At 51.0% G+C, this 16,033-nt stretch carries 14 protein-coding genes; 2 read left to right on the top strand and 12 right to left on the bottom strand.

What is annotated here, in order from left to right; genetic code table 11:
• Positions 1 to 45: 45 nt before the first annotated feature.
• Positions 46 to 1,038, top strand: coding sequence for a YeiH family protein (locus AC55NX_RS02295; RefSeq protein ID WP_496994276.1), 993 nt, complete (start codon positions 46 to 48; stop codon positions 1,036 to 1,038).
• Positions 1,039 to 1,096: 58 nt separating this feature from the next.
• On the opposite strand, the gene AC55NX_RS02300 is transcribed toward AC55NX_RS02295, so the two are convergent.
• From AC55NX_RS02300 to AC55NX_RS02330, 7 genes are all read right to left on the bottom strand, one after another.
• A complete protein-coding gene (locus AC55NX_RS02300) occupies positions 1,097 to 1,264 on the bottom strand; it encodes a hypothetical protein (protein WP_162841945.1) in 168 nt (55 codons plus the stop codon).
• Between the two features lie 100 nt (positions 1,265 to 1,364).
• Complete coding sequence (gene menE, locus AC55NX_RS02305) at positions 1,365 to 2,792, bottom strand: o-succinylbenzoate--CoA ligase (protein ID WP_496994277.1); 1,428 nt, start codon at positions 2,790 to 2,792, stop codon at positions 1,365 to 1,367.
• The gene (gene menC / locus AC55NX_RS02310; protein WP_496994278.1) at positions 2,792 to 3,775 is read right to left on the bottom strand and encodes an o-succinylbenzoate synthase; all 984 of its coding nucleotides are present in this window, start codon (positions 3,773 to 3,775) and stop codon (positions 2,792 to 2,794) included. Before menC ends, menE begins: the two co-directional genes overlap by 1 nt.
• An 86-nt stretch (positions 3,776 to 3,861) precedes the next feature.
• A complete protein-coding gene (gene menB, locus AC55NX_RS02315) occupies positions 3,862 to 4,728 on the bottom strand; it encodes a 1,4-dihydroxy-2-naphthoyl-CoA synthase (protein WP_021018876.1) in 867 nt (288 codons plus the stop codon).
• A 24-nt stretch (positions 4,729 to 4,752) separates the two neighbouring features.
• Positions 4,753 to 5,547 (bottom strand): 2-succinyl-6-hydroxy-2,4-cyclohexadiene-1-carboxylate synthase, encoded by a 795-nt coding sequence (gene menH / locus AC55NX_RS02320; RefSeq protein WP_496994279.1) that lies wholly within the window; start codon positions 5,545 to 5,547, stop codon positions 4,753 to 4,755.
• Positions 5,531 to 7,294 (bottom strand): 2-succinyl-5-enolpyruvyl-6-hydroxy-3-cyclohexene-1-carboxylic-acid synthase, encoded by a 1,764-nt coding sequence (gene menD, locus AC55NX_RS02325; RefSeq protein ID WP_496994280.1) that lies wholly within the window; start codon positions 7,292 to 7,294, stop codon positions 5,531 to 5,533. The genes menH and menD overlap by 17 nt, the downstream gene beginning before the upstream one ends.
• Complete coding sequence (locus AC55NX_RS02330) at positions 7,291 to 8,595, bottom strand: isochorismate synthase (RefSeq protein WP_496994451.1); 1,305 nt, start codon at positions 8,593 to 8,595, stop codon at positions 7,291 to 7,293. The genes menD and AC55NX_RS02330 overlap by 4 nt, the downstream gene beginning before the upstream one ends.
• A 195-nt stretch (positions 8,596 to 8,790) precedes the next feature.
• Here AC55NX_RS02330 and AC55NX_RS02335 point away from each other — a divergent pair, with 195 nt between their 5' ends.
• Positions 8,791 to 10,005, top strand: coding sequence for a pyridoxal phosphate-dependent aminotransferase (locus tag AC55NX_RS02335; protein WP_496994281.1), 1,215 nt, complete (start codon positions 8,791 to 8,793; stop codon positions 10,003 to 10,005).
• 122 nt (positions 10,006 to 10,127) lie between these two features.
• On the opposite strand, the gene AC55NX_RS02340 is transcribed toward AC55NX_RS02335, so the two are convergent.
• The 5 genes from AC55NX_RS02340 to AC55NX_RS02360 all read right to left on the bottom strand — a co-directional run bounded on the left by AC55NX_RS02340 (position 10,128) and on the right by AC55NX_RS02360 (position 16,033).
• On the bottom strand, positions 10,128 to 11,579 hold the full coding sequence (locus AC55NX_RS02340) for an ABC transporter ATP-binding protein (RefSeq protein WP_496994282.1): 1,452 nt from the start codon (positions 11,577 to 11,579) through the stop codon (positions 10,128 to 10,130).
• Positions 11,576 to 12,364, bottom strand: coding sequence for an ABC transporter permease (locus AC55NX_RS02345; protein ID WP_496994283.1), 789 nt, complete (start codon positions 12,362 to 12,364; stop codon positions 11,576 to 11,578). The genes AC55NX_RS02340 and AC55NX_RS02345 overlap by 4 nt, the downstream gene beginning before the upstream one ends.
• Positions 12,361 to 13,314 (bottom strand): ABC transporter permease, encoded by a 954-nt coding sequence (locus tag AC55NX_RS02350; protein WP_496994284.1) that lies wholly within the window; start codon positions 13,312 to 13,314, stop codon positions 12,361 to 12,363. The genes AC55NX_RS02345 and AC55NX_RS02350 overlap by 4 nt, the downstream gene beginning before the upstream one ends.
• On the bottom strand, positions 13,307 to 14,866 hold the full coding sequence (locus AC55NX_RS02355) for an ABC transporter substrate-binding protein (protein ID WP_496994285.1): 1,560 nt from the start codon (positions 14,864 to 14,866) through the stop codon (positions 13,307 to 13,309). Before AC55NX_RS02355 ends, AC55NX_RS02350 begins: the two co-directional genes overlap by 8 nt.
• A gap of 282 nt (positions 14,867 to 15,148) precedes the next feature.
• A complete protein-coding gene (locus tag AC55NX_RS02360; protein ID WP_496994286.1) occupies positions 15,149 to 16,033 on the bottom strand; it encodes a LysR family transcriptional regulator in 885 nt (294 codons plus the stop codon).

The raw sequence follows: 16,033 nt of genomic DNA on the forward strand, positions 1-16,033 counted from the left end.
TGTTTCGGTTAGAATAGCGTCATCTTCTCTGATCGCGGTATCGACATGACTCCTTTATTCAGTCGTTTGTTCAGTAATGCTTTTGCATTCAAAAAGTTTGACTCGCTCAAAAATGCTTTCCAGCTCAAAAACGTCCCGTTCGTACTTGGATTACTGATTTGTACGACATCTTATATCACTTCCCCTTCAGCACTGGTCATCGGCTTTTTTCTGACCACTTTAGGGCTGGTTCCGCAGGGACTTCCTTTAGCGAAAATCACCAAAAAATTACTCGCTTACTCGATTATCGGCCTCGGATTCGGCATTCCGCTGCAAACTGCACTCACCGTTACGGCTCATGGCTTGGGGTTGATTGTTGCAACCTTGTTCAGTACCTTGCTGATCGGTTGGTTTGTCAGTGTCCGGGTCGGACTGATGCGTAAAACAGGTTACCTGATCGCATCAGGGACGGCGATCTGCGGCGGTAGTGCCATTGCAGCCGTTGCGCCGGCTATCGATGCAGATGATGAACAGATCGGTCTGGCACTGGGAACGATTTTTGTCCTCAATTCACTGGCTTTATTTATATTTCCGGCGGTCGGTCACCTGCTCAATATGAGTCAGACAACATTCGGCACTTGGGCAGCCATTGCCATTCATGATACGTCTTCGGTGGTCGGAGCCGCATCTGCCTATGGAGAAACCGCCCTCAAAACCGCAACGACATTAAAACTGGCTCGCGCGCTCTGGATTATTCCGGTGGCATTTATCAGTACATTTTTATTTCGCAGCCAATCAAGAAAAATCACCATTCCCTATTTCATCTTATTCTACTGCGCTGCGATTATTGGTCATGACCAACTACCCCAGTTTTCTGAGCTTTATCAGGGGATCTTTACACTGGCGAAACAGACACTGGTGATTTGCCTGTTTTTGATTGGCTGTAGTCTGTCATTCGGTAAGTTGCGTCAGGCAGGGCCACGGCCGTTACTGTTCGGCGTCGGTTTGTGGGTTCTTATCTCGGTGTCCTCACTGAGCTGGATTATGCTCACTCAGTGAATCGGTACGGATAGGTAACGATGACACATGCACACGGTGCCGGATTCACAGCGAAGATTCACAACGAAGATGTTTGACGAGATGATTGGCGGGGAGAGCGTTCCAGAAACAGCACCACAATCAACAGAAATGCGGTCAACTCCGCCAATGACCGAGTGGCACCACTATTCAGCACTGCCACGAAAAGCTGAATGATAATAGTCGCAATCATGAGCCCTTTTTTCATTGGGTATGCCTTTTAGTTAATTAAACTGAGTTAATTATGACGAAAAGACATATCAAACCAAAATTCAGTTTTGGACTAACTCATAACTTGTTGCTCATAACTACTTGTCAGGATCGCGACATTGCTTGATTGCAGCGTTTAACCACGTTTTGACCGCAGCACGGGAGATTTTAATCCCTTGGGGACGACAGTGAGCGGGCAATCGGTAATAACCATCCGGCCATTTGAATTTCTCCAAGCGCCCTTCAAGCCACATGCTGATGTCCGCGCTCATCGATTGCCAGTCCGGTTCACAGCCAATCACGGCTATCGGACGGGCCCCATAAGTAGCATCGGCAACCGGTACTACCACCGCAATATCGATCTGTGGATGTCGCACTAAAACCGCTTCAATTTCTTCACAATGAATATTTTCCCCACCGGAGATAAACAGATTATCCGCCCGGCCGGTGACATGAAGTTCCTGCTCGTGCCAATAGCCCATGTCCTTGCTGTCAAACCATCCGGAATCGTCACACAAGGGGGTCAGTTCTCCCTGACGATAATAACCACAAGCCAACGTATCACCGCTGATATAAATTCGTTCGTCAGCAATTTTCACCTGGCGAAAAGGCAGCAGCCGGCCACAACTCTCAAGACCACCGACCCGCTTGGCAGTGACCGTTGACGCAGCTTCTGTCATGCCATACCCGAGCCATGTTTCGATACCGAGCGCAGCCGCTCGCCGGGCAAGTTCCGCCGGAATATAACTGCCTCCGAGCAACACATGTGTCAGCGTGTGGGGGATTTGCTGATCCAGCAAACGCTGTAGCTGGGTCGGCACCAACGAAGCATGGGTCACATCCGCCATGTCACTGGCTTCAGTATGCCCAATCCGCAGGCAGGCACCTGCTTGTAACCAGCGGTAAATAATCGACAATCCGGATACATGATAGACAGGCAGGCTCAGTAACCACGTGTCACTGGCCGTGAAATGAAACTGAGATAACAACCCCTGCGCCGAGGCGAAATGCTGGTGAGAGGTATGGGCAACCGCTTTCGCGTTACCGGTTGAGCCGGACGTAAAAATTAATGTGCTCAACTGTTCGGGATGATAATGCGTGGGCTGAATAGCATCGGTGGCGTGCTGACAGTCAACCATGCGACAGTCCGGCAACTGCGCCTGCAATGCGGTGACATCACTTGGGTCAGCACAAAACAACCACATGGTTTGATGCGGACGGTAGATAGTCTCCAGTTTACGCTGCAACATAGCAATCGGCTGTGGCGGCAGAAAGGCCGTCAACGCACCGGCAGATAATCTCGCCAGAAACAACCAGACCGCATCGGGATGGTTCTTACCAATCAATGTCACCACATCACGGTCACCGACCCCCTGCTGCTGTAGCGCCGCAGCAATAGCAGCAACCTTCCCGGCCACCGCTTGCCAGGTATAGCTTTGCTGCGCCACTTTCAGTGCAATGGCCGTCGGCCGTTGCTCCGCCCAGTGCAACCACGGGGCGTTCCGGTCAGAGTCAGGATGCGTCATCAGGACGTCCAGATCAGATCCTGACTTTCCAGCGCAACAACGGGTAAATCACACCCCGGCCACGCAACGGCCAACTGTTGCTGAAACAGGCCGACGGTATCCAGTCCCGGCACTTCATCCGGTATCAGCCAGCGGGAAAGTCGTGCCAATTGACACAAACCGAAGCTCGACTCAATGCTGGAACTAATCACCGGTTGCATTCCCAGTGTTCTGGCTTTTTCGATCAGGTAACGACACCGTTCAATTGAACCAATCAGGGTCGGCTTAATGATCAGCGCTTTCACGCCGGTCAGATTCTCCAGACCGAACGCCGGGTCATGTAATGACTCTTGTAGGGTTTCATCCCACGCAATCGCAATACCGGTATTGATCGCAAACGCAATACTGTCGCTCGGTGCCGCACAGGGTTCTTCGATATAGGCGATGCGCTGCCGGTAGGAATGTGAAATTTTACTGGCAAACTTCGCCGCCTGTTCCGGTGTCCAGCCGCGATTAACATCCAACCGCAGTGATAAATCAGGAATGCTTTCCAGCAACAGATTGACGATCAGCCCGTCCCGGACCGGTTCATACCAGCCGACTTTCACTTTGGCGACTTTTTTCGGTAACACTTGAAGACGCTCGATCAATTCATCCGGGTCACCGATACATAAGGGAGCCGCAAAATAATGACCGGCTTGTGGCAGTTCACCGGATAACTCGGCCTCTGCGGCAGACAAACCAAACGCCACGGATGGATATAATGACGAATAGTCAATCACCTCACCGCGACACCAGCGTGCCAGTTGTTCCTGAAGCTGGATACCGGCTTCCGTCACAGATTCCGAGCTGAAACCAACTAATGGCGCAATTTCACCTCGCCCCATCTGATTCTGCTCATGTATTTCTACGATGAAGCCTTCACGTTCCAATAGCTTCTCGTTGCGAAGAATCACACCGCTATCCATCGGTAATCGATAGCGGTACAGTTTTGCACTACGCATGGTAACTGTTCCTCTTGACCCGATGCCCGAGGGTTAAACCACCAGACACCTTATTTCAATCATTCTGTTTCAATCGCTGCCGAAACCTACGGGTTACGAGGAAACTTGTGAAAATCAGGACGACGTTTTTCGTTAAACGCATTGCGGCCTTCCTGGCCTTCTTCCGTCATATAAAACATCATCGTCGCATTTCCAGCCAGCTCTTGTAACCCGGCCTGACCATCACAGTCGGCATTCAGGGCCGCTTTCAAACAACGCAGCGCCATCGGACTGTGTTGTAACACTTCCCGACACCAGCGTACGGTTTCTTTCTCCAGATCCGCCAAAGGTACAACGGTATTGACCAACCCCATATCAACGGCTTCCTGCGCATCATAAAAGCGGCATAAGAACCAGATTTCGCGCGCTTTTTTCTGGCCGACAATCCGTGACATATAAGACGCACCCCAACCACCGTCAAACGATCCGACTTTCGGACCGGTCTGACCGAACTTGGCATTGTCAGCCGCAATGGTTAAATCACACATCATATGTAATACATGACCACCGCCAACGGCCCAACCCGCCACGGCCGCAATCACCGGCTTCGGACAAGTTCGGATTTGACGCTGAAAGTCTAGTACATTGAGATGGTGAGTGCCTTCGTCATCACGATAACCGCCATAGTCGCCGCGAATCTTCTGGTCACCACCGGAACAGAAGGCATCTTCTCCCAGTCCGGTCAGAACAATGACGCCCACACCAGAATCATAACGGGCATCGGCCAGCGCCTGAATCATCTCTTTCACCGTCTGCGGGCGAAAAGCATTGCGCACCTGCGGCCGTGCAATGGTAATTCTGGCAATACCATCATCCGATTTATGATAGTGAATATCTTGATACTCACCGCTACAATCGTTCCAATTGACCGGTGCATAAAGTTCTTCTTCACTGATACCTACAGTAATTGTCATAATCTACCTATCTTGTTTGAGCTGTCATCTCTGATGAGCGAGTTGTGTTCGAAGACACTGGGCAAAGGCCGCGGGTCGCTCCTGATGGACATTATGTCCTGCCTGCAAAACAATCTGTATTGGCAACCCGCTTGGTTCAGCGAGTTGGCGGAATTTTTGATCGCGCTCCCCACAGATATACTGAACGGGGATCGGCTGTGTTTTCAATGCCGACAGCAAATCCGGCTGCAAGGCCAACGATGTCGCACGCATCATCGCCGCAATGTTGACGCCAAGATTATCACTACGTCGGGCGATCAAATCTTGTCTTTGCTCATGGTTGAGCGAGGAAAATACCGGCTGCTGATACCAACTGACTAAAACATCAGCAATCTGCTCAGATGCAAAGCGATCGGCCCATGCCTGATCCTGTTGCCAGCGAGCCTGACGGGCTGACTCATCCTGCAGTCCGAAGTTGCCCCCTTCAATCACCAACATGGTCACATTCAAGGCCGACCAAACCCCGTGAACGGCACCATACATGGCTAACCGGCCACCCAGCGAATAGCCAATCAGTACCAGCGGCTGCGCCGGTGGCAAACGACTCGCAATCGTCTGAGCAATCTGAGCACAACAGTCATCAAAATCGGTACAGCTTTGCGTGCGACTATTCCCATGCCCGCACAGATCGATGGTCAAACAGGGGAAATCACGCAGTTGCACCAGCGTTTCCGACCAGTCTTCACTGCTGCCCAGTAAACCATGTAACAACACCAGCACCGGTCGGACCTGCTTTGCACCCGACTCCGCCGGGATGTAATTGCTATAAAGTACAGACATGCTGAATAACCTGCTGAATGTGCTGTGCCGCCTGTCCGGCCGGGACGCTGACTTCAACCACCAAACCATGCTGCCCGCGCTCGATATGCTGTGTGACACAATCCGTCAATGCGCTGACACTTTCAGGCTTGGCATACTGCAAACCAAACTGGGCTGCGGCATGTCGGAAATCATAGCCATGTGGCATCTGATACAAGTCAGTTTTCTGTTGTTTTGGGACGGGCAGTAAGTCAAAAATTGCACCGCCGTCGTTATTGGTCACCACAACCACAAACGGCTGCGAAGTGTTGGTCAACAACGCGAGCGAGTTGAGGTCATACAACAGGGACGTATCGCCCAGCAGTAATAACATCGGATGCTGCCGTTCGCGCTGAACACCGACAGCCGTCGCCACCAGACCATCAATGCCCGACGCACCGCGGTTGGAATACACGTTCTGATGATTAACGGTACCAAACATATCGACTAAACGAACAATCAGACTGTTGCCGAGAAATAAATCCGCAGTGGGGGCCAGCGTCGCCACTGACCGGGCGACATCCAACTCAGAAAGGGCCGTCGTTGTTGCTGCTACTTGCTGTATCACTGCCGGGATACGGCCAATCATCGCCAACAATGGATCCGCCCAATTCGCTGATGAGCGATCCGTTGATGAGCGATCCGTTAATGGGCAACCGGCTGATAAATTGTCTGCCTGAGCCGATTCGAGTTGCGCATCAACCCAACTTGCAATCGGGGCCACGATCTGCTGTTGGGGCAGATGAGACGGATTGTTGCGTTTCTCATCCGCAGCAACCAGCACATAATGGCTCCCATGCTGGGTGACTTGCTGTTGCAGCCATTGATTGAGCCGTTTGGATACCAGCAGCCCCCCGAACTGAACGATCACGTCGCATTCGGACAGGATCTGCCGAAAGGATGGATGATGAAGCCAGAGATCGAAATATGCCCAGTCACTTGATACGCCCGATTGGGGGTCGCAGAGCACAGGCCAGCCCAACCGCTGTGCAAACACTTTAGCTTTTTCTGCCTCGGCCAACGGCAGAGAGCCGATAATCACGATCCCACGCTGACGGAACAATGCCGGCTCAAGCCGGATGGGCGATGGTGGTGGTTGGTCACACCACTGAATACCGTAAGGTGAACGTTCTGCCAGCCATGGCTGAATGCCTGCCAGATAAACCGCATCATCAACGACTTCATCGTTAATATACAGCGGCTCAGGAAACGGGCAGTTGATATGTACCGCACCACCGCGACGCCTTTGCACCGCAAGTGCCTGATCAAGTGTCGTGAGCAGCCAGTTGGGCGCAATCGCGGTGGTCGGGCTGGGTAAGTTGATCGCCTGAACCACATGCGCGGCAAAAATTCCCGGCTGTTCAATCGCCTGATTCGCACCGCAACCAATCAGCTCTACCGGGCGGTCGGCGGTTAACAAAACCAGTTTTTCGCCCGTCAAATTAGCTTCAACTACACACGGGAGTAAATTCGCCACCGCAGTCCCCGATGTCACAATCACGGCGACCGGCTGATGGCTGGCTTTTGCCAGCCCCAGCGCCAGATAACCCAGCCCTCTTTCATCAAAATGGCGATGGAGCTGCAACGCCGGATGCGCATCGGCTTCGAGTGTCAATGGTGTAGAACGCGAGCCCGGAGCAACACACACATCACGAACGCCCAGACGCGACAATTCCTCCAGAATCAAGCGACTCCAGATACGATTCAACACCGCTTGTTGAGATTTCACGATACTACTTCCTCCGGAGATATCTCCGTGATCAGGCTGAGTAAAGTTGACATCTTACGATCCAACTCTAACCATTCATGTTCAGCAACCGAACCGCTCACAATCCCAGCTCCGGCAAAGAGTTTAATCTGTTTATCCATCACCAGCGCGCTGCGAATCGCCACACAGAATTCAGCGCGTTGATGGCTGATATATCCGATCGAACCGGCATACCATCCTCTGGAAAACGGTTCATAACGTTCAATGAACGTTTTAGCGGCTTGTCTCGGTAACCCCGCGACCGCTGCAGTCGGTTGTAATGCGCCCAATAACTGGACACCGTTAACCGTCGGATTAAGTTCAGCCGCAATGTGACGCTTCAGATGTTGTACACGCCGGAGTTTCACCAATTGTGTTTCGGCTCCGACGTCAACGGAACGCGCCAAAGGGATTAAACGGCCCACAATGTCATCGACGACATACTGGTTCTCGGTCATATTCTTATCATCATGGATCAACCAATCGGATAACGCCTGATCCTGCCGGGGATCATCGCTTCTGCCGATAGTGCCAGCGAGCGCTTCGGTGAGTAAGGTCACGCCGTGACGTTGATACAAGCGCTCCGGGGTCGAACCGACAAAACTATGCCGCTGGTCGATAGCCAGCAAAAAATGAAAACTCTGATCATTCTGACGACGACTTTCTTTCAATAACTGTGCCGCCTGAATCGACTGCGTCAGTTCAAATGTGGACTGCCGTGCTAACACGACTTTATCAAACTGCTGCTGCGTCATCGCAGACAACGCCTGCTCAACCAGTTGACACCACTGGGCTTGCTGAGGCGCATGATCAACGCAAAGCACTTCAGTTGCAATCGGGGGTAAGACCGGAATCTCATGCTGAAGTTGCTGTAATGCCTGAATCGTTGCGTCACGCGCTGTAAAATTGGCACATAAGAACCATGAATCCTCTTCACGAATCAGCTCGATTTGTGGCAGAAAGAAAAACGCTTCCTTACAGTACGGATTTTTAGCCGTCCCGCCATCAAAAGAGCGCCCGCCCCAAATACGCTGAGATGCAGAGATCGCTTGATAGGCCGGTGCCGGATCCGTAAACGTGAGACACGCTCCCAACGCGACCACTTCTTCCCGGCCTTCCCGGTCTTGCCAATAAAACTTGGGGAACAAGGTTTGTGCGGCAAGCCAGTCAGGCAGAGAAAAATGGGGAGGAAAATCAAGCGCCTGTCGGCATCGGCTTACCTGTGGTGAAGCCTGATGAATCTGGTGAATGAGTTGGTTTACTGCTTGGTAAAAATAAGACAAAGCGACCTCAACTGGGAGAGTCATGCCGACTCTATTGATTGATTTATCTGTTCCTGTCAAAGGATGTAGAGCATTTTATGTCAGATGCTCCCGAAGCTCTAGCCCAGAAATAAGATAATTTTAGATTTTTATTCTTTTAAAACATGATTTAGTGTAACTTAATAAAAAAATTTAATTATTTTCGGGGGAGCTGCCATGCAAAATATTGGGATGTCATCAAAACTTGATAATGTCTGCTACGACATTCGGGGTCCGGTACTCAAACATGCTAAACGCATGGAGGAAGAGGGCCATAAAATCCTAAAGCTGAATATCGGCAATCCGGCACCTTTTGGCTTTGATGCCCCTGATGAAATCCTGGTCGATGTAATTCGTAATCTGCCGACATCGCAAGGCTATTGTGATTCCAAAGGGATCTACTCTGCCCGTAAGGCAGTGGTTCAGCATTATCAGAAAAAAGGATTACGCGCCCTTGATGTCGAAGATGTGTATATCGGTAACGGCGCTTCCGAGCTGATCGTGATGTCGATGCAGGCGCTGTTGAACAATGGCGATGAAATGTTGGTGCCGGCACCAGATTACCCATTGTGGACCGCCTCAATTTCTCTCTCCGGCGGGAAAGCCGTGCATTATCTGTGTGATGAATCATCAGACTGGTATCCCGATCTGGAAGACATTAGAAAGAAAATCACCCCGAACACCCGCGGTATTGTGTTGATCAATCCGAATAATCCGACCGGGGCCGTTTACAGTCGTGACTTTCTGCTGGAATTTATTGAAATCGCCCGGCAGCACAACCTGATCATTTTTGCCGATGAGATCTACGATAAGATCTTATACGACGGTGCAACCCATACCCCGATCTCAACCTTGGCCGATGATGTCCTGATGGCCACATTCAATGGTCTGTCAAAAGCGTATCGTGTCTGTGGGTTCCGAGGTGGCTGGATGTTCCTGACCGGCCCGAAACATCTCGCGACGGGTTACGTCTCCGGGCTGGATATACTGGCATCGATGCGTTTGTGTGCCAATGTGCCGATGCAACATGCGATTCAGACCGCTCTGGGCGGTTATCAGAGTATCAATGAACTGATTTTGCCCGGTGGCCGATTACTGGAACAGCGTGACCGCGCGTGGGAAATGATTAATCAGATTCCGGGCGTCTCTTGCGTAAAACCCAAAGGTGCAATGTATTTGTTCCCGAAAATTGATACCAAGATGTACAACATTCATGACGACCAGAGAATGGTGCTCGATTTTCTGATTCAGGAAAAAGTGCTGCTGGTTCAGGGCAGCGGCTTCAACTGGCCGAAACCCGACCATTTCCGCATTGTTACCCTGCCGCATGTTGAAGATCTGGAAATTGCGATCAGCCGTTTCGAGCGCTTCCTCTCGACCTACCGGCAGTAGCAAAACAAGGTGGCAAGTCTATCTCGATAAACACGCATGTGAGAGATGAAACAAACAGCAAGGCCCGGGTCAGACTCGGGCCTTTTTGATCTTGATGCTCTCAGTGAACGCTTCACCCGAGATTAACCAGCAACCATCACCGGCTGAGCGGCTAGCGGGTCATCTTCATCACTGACCGTCGGCTCCGGTGCTAATTCGATCACCCGATGACACACTTTCTCGAGCAAGTTGTGTTCATGACTGACCAGTAACAGCGCACAATTTATCTCCCGGACTGCCTCTAAGATCAACGCCAGCGTTTCCTGAGCGGTGGACGGATCTAACCGTGTGGTCGGCTCATCCGCGATAAGTAACTTCGGTTTCAGCAACAAGACCCGCAAAATAGCAAACCGCTGTAATTCACCACCAGAGACCTGACTGGCTGACTGTTGTAATAACTTCGCATCCAAATGGAGCCGCTTCATCAGCGTCCGCGGTACCGCATCGGCAATCTGATAATGACGGCAAATATCATTAATCAGCGTGCCTAAACTGACATGCGAGGCAAATGCACCGGGCGGATCCTGATAGAGTTTGAGTTTCTGTCCGACACCCAGCGGTTGCAGATATTCAATCTCCCCTGAAAGCGGTGCCCGTAAGCCAAGCACCGCCTGACACAAGGTCGATTTGCCGCACCCGCTCGGCCCGCGGATGCCCAGCACTTCCCCGGCCCGGAGTTCAAAAGACAGATCCTCAAACAGCACCCGGTTCTCAACCGCCATTGTTAACTGATCAACGCGCAATAACACCGCCCCCGTCTGATGGCGGTTCATTACCGGCCAGTGACGCGGATGTGCGGTGATCAACTGACGGGTGTAAGCATGTTGCGGGTCACAAAGTACCGTGCTTGCCTGCCCCTGCTCAACCACATCACCCTGCTGAATGACAATGATGGTGCCACCGAGCTGTTGCGCGACTTCGATATCATGCGTGACCGTCAGTAACGCCCCTTGCTGACGGTACTGTTGTAACATTTCAATCAGACGTTCACGGTTGTGATCATCCAGCCCTTTAGTCGGCTCATCGGCGATCAGAATTTCGCCACCACCGCTGACGGCACACACATAAGCCCCACGCTGTGCCATCCCGCCCGAAAGCTGAACCGGAAACTTCTGCTCATGGCCGGAAAGCCCGACGGCATCAAAGTGTTGCACCGCCTGAGTGCGACATGTAGCCGCATCCTGATTGCGTAACAACGCGGGCACTTCTTCTGCTTGCCGGGACAGTCGCATTAACGGGTCAAGGGCTAACGAGGGCTCCTGAGGCAAAATAGAAAATACCCGTCCCCATAAGTTTTCCCGTTCATCGGCAGACATCGTGTGCAAAGCCTGCCCTGACCACCACACTTCCCCCTGACTGGAAAAAGATGCCGGCAACGCACCGATAATCGCCTTCAACAACAAACTCTTGCCCGCACCGGTTTCCCCGAGAATGGTCAGGGATTCTGCATGAGCCAGTGTCAATGAGACCGGCCCGACGACACAGTGCTCCCCCAGCCAGACCGACAGTTGCCGCACTTCAAGTAATGGTGTCATGTCCGTGAACCTCCCTGTGCCAGCAGGTGAAAAGAGAAAATCAGCAACGAAACCACCACAATCGGCTGAAGCAATACCCAAAAACCCTGATCATAATAACGAAACAGTTCCACCATCATCATGCCTAACTCGGCATGGGGCGGACGCAGCCCGACATACAAAAAGCCGAGTGCTGCCAGCGATAAAATCGCATGACCGGCTCCGAAACAGGACAAGGTGTACACATCACTGCGTATCTCCGGCCAGATGTGACGATAAAACAGATACCAGCGGCTGAATCCGAACAGACGAGAAGACTCAAACGCATCGGAGAGCACAACGGCCTGTGTCTGGCTGCGGATGACCCGGAAGTAATCAGCCCACATCGTGATTGAGATAGCAATGAAGAGAAAGAAAAACGAGCCCGGGAAAATCGCGCCGAATAGCAAAACCAGAATCAACCCCGGCAGTGCCATTACAATATTGACCCACAGCGAAAAAATGCGGTCAACCCAGCCTTTGTGCCATCCGGCCCAGACACCGGAAAGCGTGCCGAGCAATGATGCAGTCGTGACACATAAGCCAGCCATCAGCAACGAGTTCATAATTGCATCGGCAAGCCGTGCCGCGTTACTGCGCCCGTAATGATCGGTGCCAAGAATCTCTTGCCAGTTTGGTCCGGCAAAAGCAAGCTCAAGCTGCTGACGGGCAATATCCCCGTTGAGCCAGAGCTTTTCAATCAAAACAAAAACCAACAACATCGTCAGGATCGACAGGCCGATCCACTGCGTCCGATAAAGTTTCATACGAGCCCTCCGGCAACCGAGCGACGATAACGCGGATCAAAGTGGTACTGAACCAGATCAACCCCGGTATTAATCACCACAAACAGTAACCCCATGACCAATGCAGCCCCTTGAATTACCGGAATATCGCGGCCGAATATCGCATGAGACAATGCATGGCCGATGCCCGGCCAGGAAAACAGTGATTCAATCATCACAATCCCTTCCACCAGCCCCACGGCTTGTACGCCAATAAATGCCAGTAGCGGTAACGTAATATTGCGCTGACCGTGATGCGCATAAGCCTGTGTTTCACTCAGGCCTTTCAGTCGCGCAAATTGATAAAACGGTGCCTCAAAAATACGCTTGGCAGTATTGCGAATCATGCGGTTCGATAAGGCTGCCAGAGACAAAGCCAGCGCCAAAGCCGGGAGCAGTACATGTTCAAACCGGCCGAAACCTGCCACAGGTAATAAATCAAGTTTCAACGCAAAGCATAAGATCAGCACCAGCCCGATCAAAAACACCGGCTGTGCCCGCATAAAACTAGAGATCAGTAACATGACCCTGTCATGCCACTGCCCGGCATGGCGCGCACAGTAGAGACCAACAGGAAACGCGATCAATAGCGATAATCCCAGCGCAACGGCTGCCAGCCATAATGAATAGCCCAAGTGGTGCATAATTTTCTCAGTCACCGACTCACCGCTGATCATCGACTGCCCCAGATTAAAGTGGGCTAAGTCCCACATCCAGCTCAGATACTGTTCCCACACCGGACGATTCAGGCCGAGATCAGCCGCCACGCGCTGCGCGGCTTGTAAATTGACATAGTCATAACCATACCGGGCAGCGGCAATGCGAAATGCCATATCCCCCGGCAGGCATTTCATCATCACAAACGTCACCGTGCCGACCGACCAACCGACAAAGATCAGCTGGCAAAAACGGCGCAATAATAAATTAATCATGAAGTTGCATTTCCTTGAGACGATAATCAATTTCATACGGGTCAAACGAGAATCCGGACACCCGGTGATTCACCGCGATGAGTTGCTGGCTGTACGCAATCGGGATCACCGGCAGCTCATCAGCCATAATTCGGGCGACCTGCTGAGACAACTGCCGGGCGACATGTGGATCAGACTCACTCAGAAGTTGAGTCAGAATGGCGCGAATTTGCGGAGAATCCCAGTTCATATGGCCCCAGTCACTGCCCTGCGGTGAAGAGAAATCATCATAAAGAATCGGCAGCGGAGTGCCCATCATACCGAAGTTGCGCGCAATCAGCGCCATATCGAGGGTATTGTCATGATGCTTGGCCGGAATCGCACTGGCATTATCGATACTGACATTGACCTGAATCCCCAGCAGTGCCAGCTGGTTCTGAATACTGGTTGCCAAAACGGGTAATTCAGGGCGATTGGCATAGGTCGTTAACATCAGCGTGAACCGTTGACCGTCTCGCACCAACCAGCCCTCGTCGTCATAAGACCACCCCTGCTGCATCATCAAAGTCTTGGCTTGCTGAAGATTCCGTTCGAGTTTGAGATTGTCGAGATACCAGTCAGATTGCGACGGAGAAAAAAGCTGGTAAGCAGCGGACCCCGGTAAACGTAGCACCGTAGATGCCATACCTTCGCGATCCAACGCCAGACTAATCGCCTGTCGAACGGCCTGATAACGTAACTGTGGATGGCCGAGATTCAGTTTCAGCAATACGGTACGGGGCAACGCAAGTGACTGAACACTCACCTGCTCCGATTGCTTCAGTCCTTCACGACTGATCGGATCAACTGAATAAGCAATATCTGCCTGACCACTACGCACCAACAGCGCCCTGCTTTCACTCCGGTGCCCCGCCAGATAACTGACCGACTGAATATGCGCCGGCTCGCCCCAATAGTCCGGGTTTTGCGTGACTTCGATCTTATGTGGCGGATGAGCCATTGAGACTTGAAACGCCCCGGTACCAATCACGGCTGACGGTGCCTGTCCTTTATCTTTGTCTGTTGCATTCCTCTGCCCTGCATGAACCAGCGTGACCGGGGAAACCATCCCCAGACTATAATGCGCCAGTACACTCAAAAGCGGACTGTAAGGCCGGGATAGCTCAATCACCAATGCTTCATTTTTAACAGTAATCGCCTCAATCGGCACCTGCCGGATCACCCCCGGTTGCGTACGCGCATATTCTAAATTCTGCCGCACCACTTCGGCATTCAGCAGTGCACCATCATGAAACCAGACACCGGAGCGAACACGAAAATGCCACGTCATCCCATCTGCTGACAGGGTCCAGTCGGTCGCTAACAGCGGCTCTATCGTCCCATCAGGCAAAAGACGGGTTAAAGACTCGGTGACACCGAGACGGCTGTAGAGAAATCCGTCCCGTGACAAGTCCGTGCCGTTAAATTCAAACGGGCCGGAAATCGTAAGTTGGGTATTATTTTGAGACTGACGATGTTGATATATCGCAATAGCAATGATGCCAACCACGATGATGAGCAATATTTTTTTCATATTAAAATGAGTAAATTATCATTAATTGGTATGTTATAACATATCAATGCCTATATGTTATTGCAATAGTTTCTCATTTAACTATTGATGCGAAGCGTTAGTTTTTTTGAAGTGATGTGAACTTGGTTCAGTGAGGACCCGCGTGATTTTCGTTTGTTGCAGTAGGTGTTATTTCTGGGACTCGATATTCCTGAAACCAAAATATAATTTTACGTTATTCCATAACTCATCATAAGATTCCTCACTGAAACCAATCTCAATATATACCCCAAACGAGGCTATTTAATCGGATGATTCGAACATATCTTTGAGCCAAGATTGCATCTTCTGAGCAGCAAAATGGTGACGATTCCACTGTGGCACAATACAGTAATGATCCAACCCTGAAATCAGAGGAAATTTAGCATGACCACGCAACCAGCCCTGTTCTACAGCATTCTTTGCCAGCATCTGGCTGACAACTGCAATACCCTGCCCGGATAAAGCCGCTTGGATGGTCTGATTTTCATCATCAAACGTTCGGATATCAAATTCACTTGCTTCAGGGTAGATTGCTTTCAGAATCGGAAACAGCTCCGGATTATCAAATCTCGAATTCTTCCAATGCGTATAATAAAAGACGCGTTGATGAGTATTTTGCTGTTGTTGCCAATAAGCTGGTGTCGCATAAAAGCCTAATGATTCCTGACACAATAAAACCGCATGTTCCAGTTTTGTATCAAATTTTCCGGAACGGATCACCAAATCAACCCGACGATCGTATTCAATATCTATCAACGTATCTTCAGCACGAATAGCCACTTCAATATCCGGATACCTGCGTTGAAAATCAGCTAAGTTCGGAACCAACCACATTGCAGCGAAAGCGTTTGTCGTACCAATCGTGATTCGATCTGGTGATGACGTGAGTTCATTCACAGTATGTAGCAGAGCTTTCATCAGTTGATGGGAAGTAACCGATAATTTTTCCCCTTCCTGAGTTAACACAACAGCACGGGTTTTCCGCTCAAATAACTTTACTTTCAAATTATGCTCCAATCCCCGGATTTGATGAGAAACCGCTGTTGGAGAGACATTCAACTCATCGGCCGCAGCTTTAAAACTCAGTAAACGGGCAGCCGCTTCAAAAGTGCGAATGCTGGTAAGTGAAGGAAGCTTATTGAACAT

This window comes from Vibrio rubrogenes, assembly GCF_059641415.1.

What these genes read in the sequence shown, in the direction of transcription:
- AC55NX_RS02295 (WP_496994276.1), top strand. Translation starts at nt 46, where the DNA reads ATGACTCCTTTATTCAGTCGTTTGTTCAGTAATGCTTTTGCATTCAAA.
- AC55NX_RS02300 (WP_162841945.1), bottom strand. Translation starts at nt 1,264, where the DNA reads ATGAAAAAAGGGCTCATGATTGCGACTATTATCATTCAGCTTTTCGTG.
- menE (WP_496994277.1), bottom strand. Translation starts at nt 2,792, where the DNA reads ATGACGCATCCTGACTCTGACCGGAACGCCCCGTGGTTGCACTGGGCG.
- menC (WP_496994278.1), bottom strand. Translation starts at nt 3,775, where the DNA reads ATGCGTAGTGCAAAACTGTACCGCTATCGATTACCGATGGATAGCGGT.
- menB (WP_021018876.1), bottom strand. Translation starts at nt 4,728, where the DNA reads ATGACAATTACTGTAGGTATCAGTGAAGAAGAACTTTATGCACCGGTC.
- menH (WP_496994279.1), bottom strand. Translation starts at nt 5,547, where the DNA reads ATGTCTGTACTTTATAGCAATTACATCCCGGCGGAGTCGGGTGCAAAG.
- AC55NX_RS02335 (WP_496994281.1), top strand. Translation starts at nt 8,791, where the DNA reads ATGCAAAATATTGGGATGTCATCAAAACTTGATAATGTCTGCTACGAC.
- AC55NX_RS02340 (WP_496994282.1), bottom strand. Translation starts at nt 11,579, where the DNA reads ATGACACCATTACTTGAAGTGCGGCAACTGTCGGTCTGGCTGGGGGAG.
- AC55NX_RS02345 (WP_496994283.1), bottom strand. Translation starts at nt 12,364, where the DNA reads ATGAAACTTTATCGGACGCAGTGGATCGGCCTGTCGATCCTGACGATG.
- AC55NX_RS02350 (WP_496994284.1), bottom strand. Translation starts at nt 13,314, where the DNA reads ATGATTAATTTATTATTGCGCCGTTTTTGCCAGCTGATCTTTGTCGGT.
- AC55NX_RS02355 (WP_496994285.1), bottom strand. Translation starts at nt 14,866, where the DNA reads ATGAAAAAAATATTGCTCATCATCGTGGTTGGCATCATTGCTATTGCG.
- AC55NX_RS02360 (WP_496994286.1), bottom strand. Translation starts at nt 16,033, where the DNA reads ATGTTCAATAAGCTTCCTTCACTTACCAGCATTCGCACTTTTGAAGCG.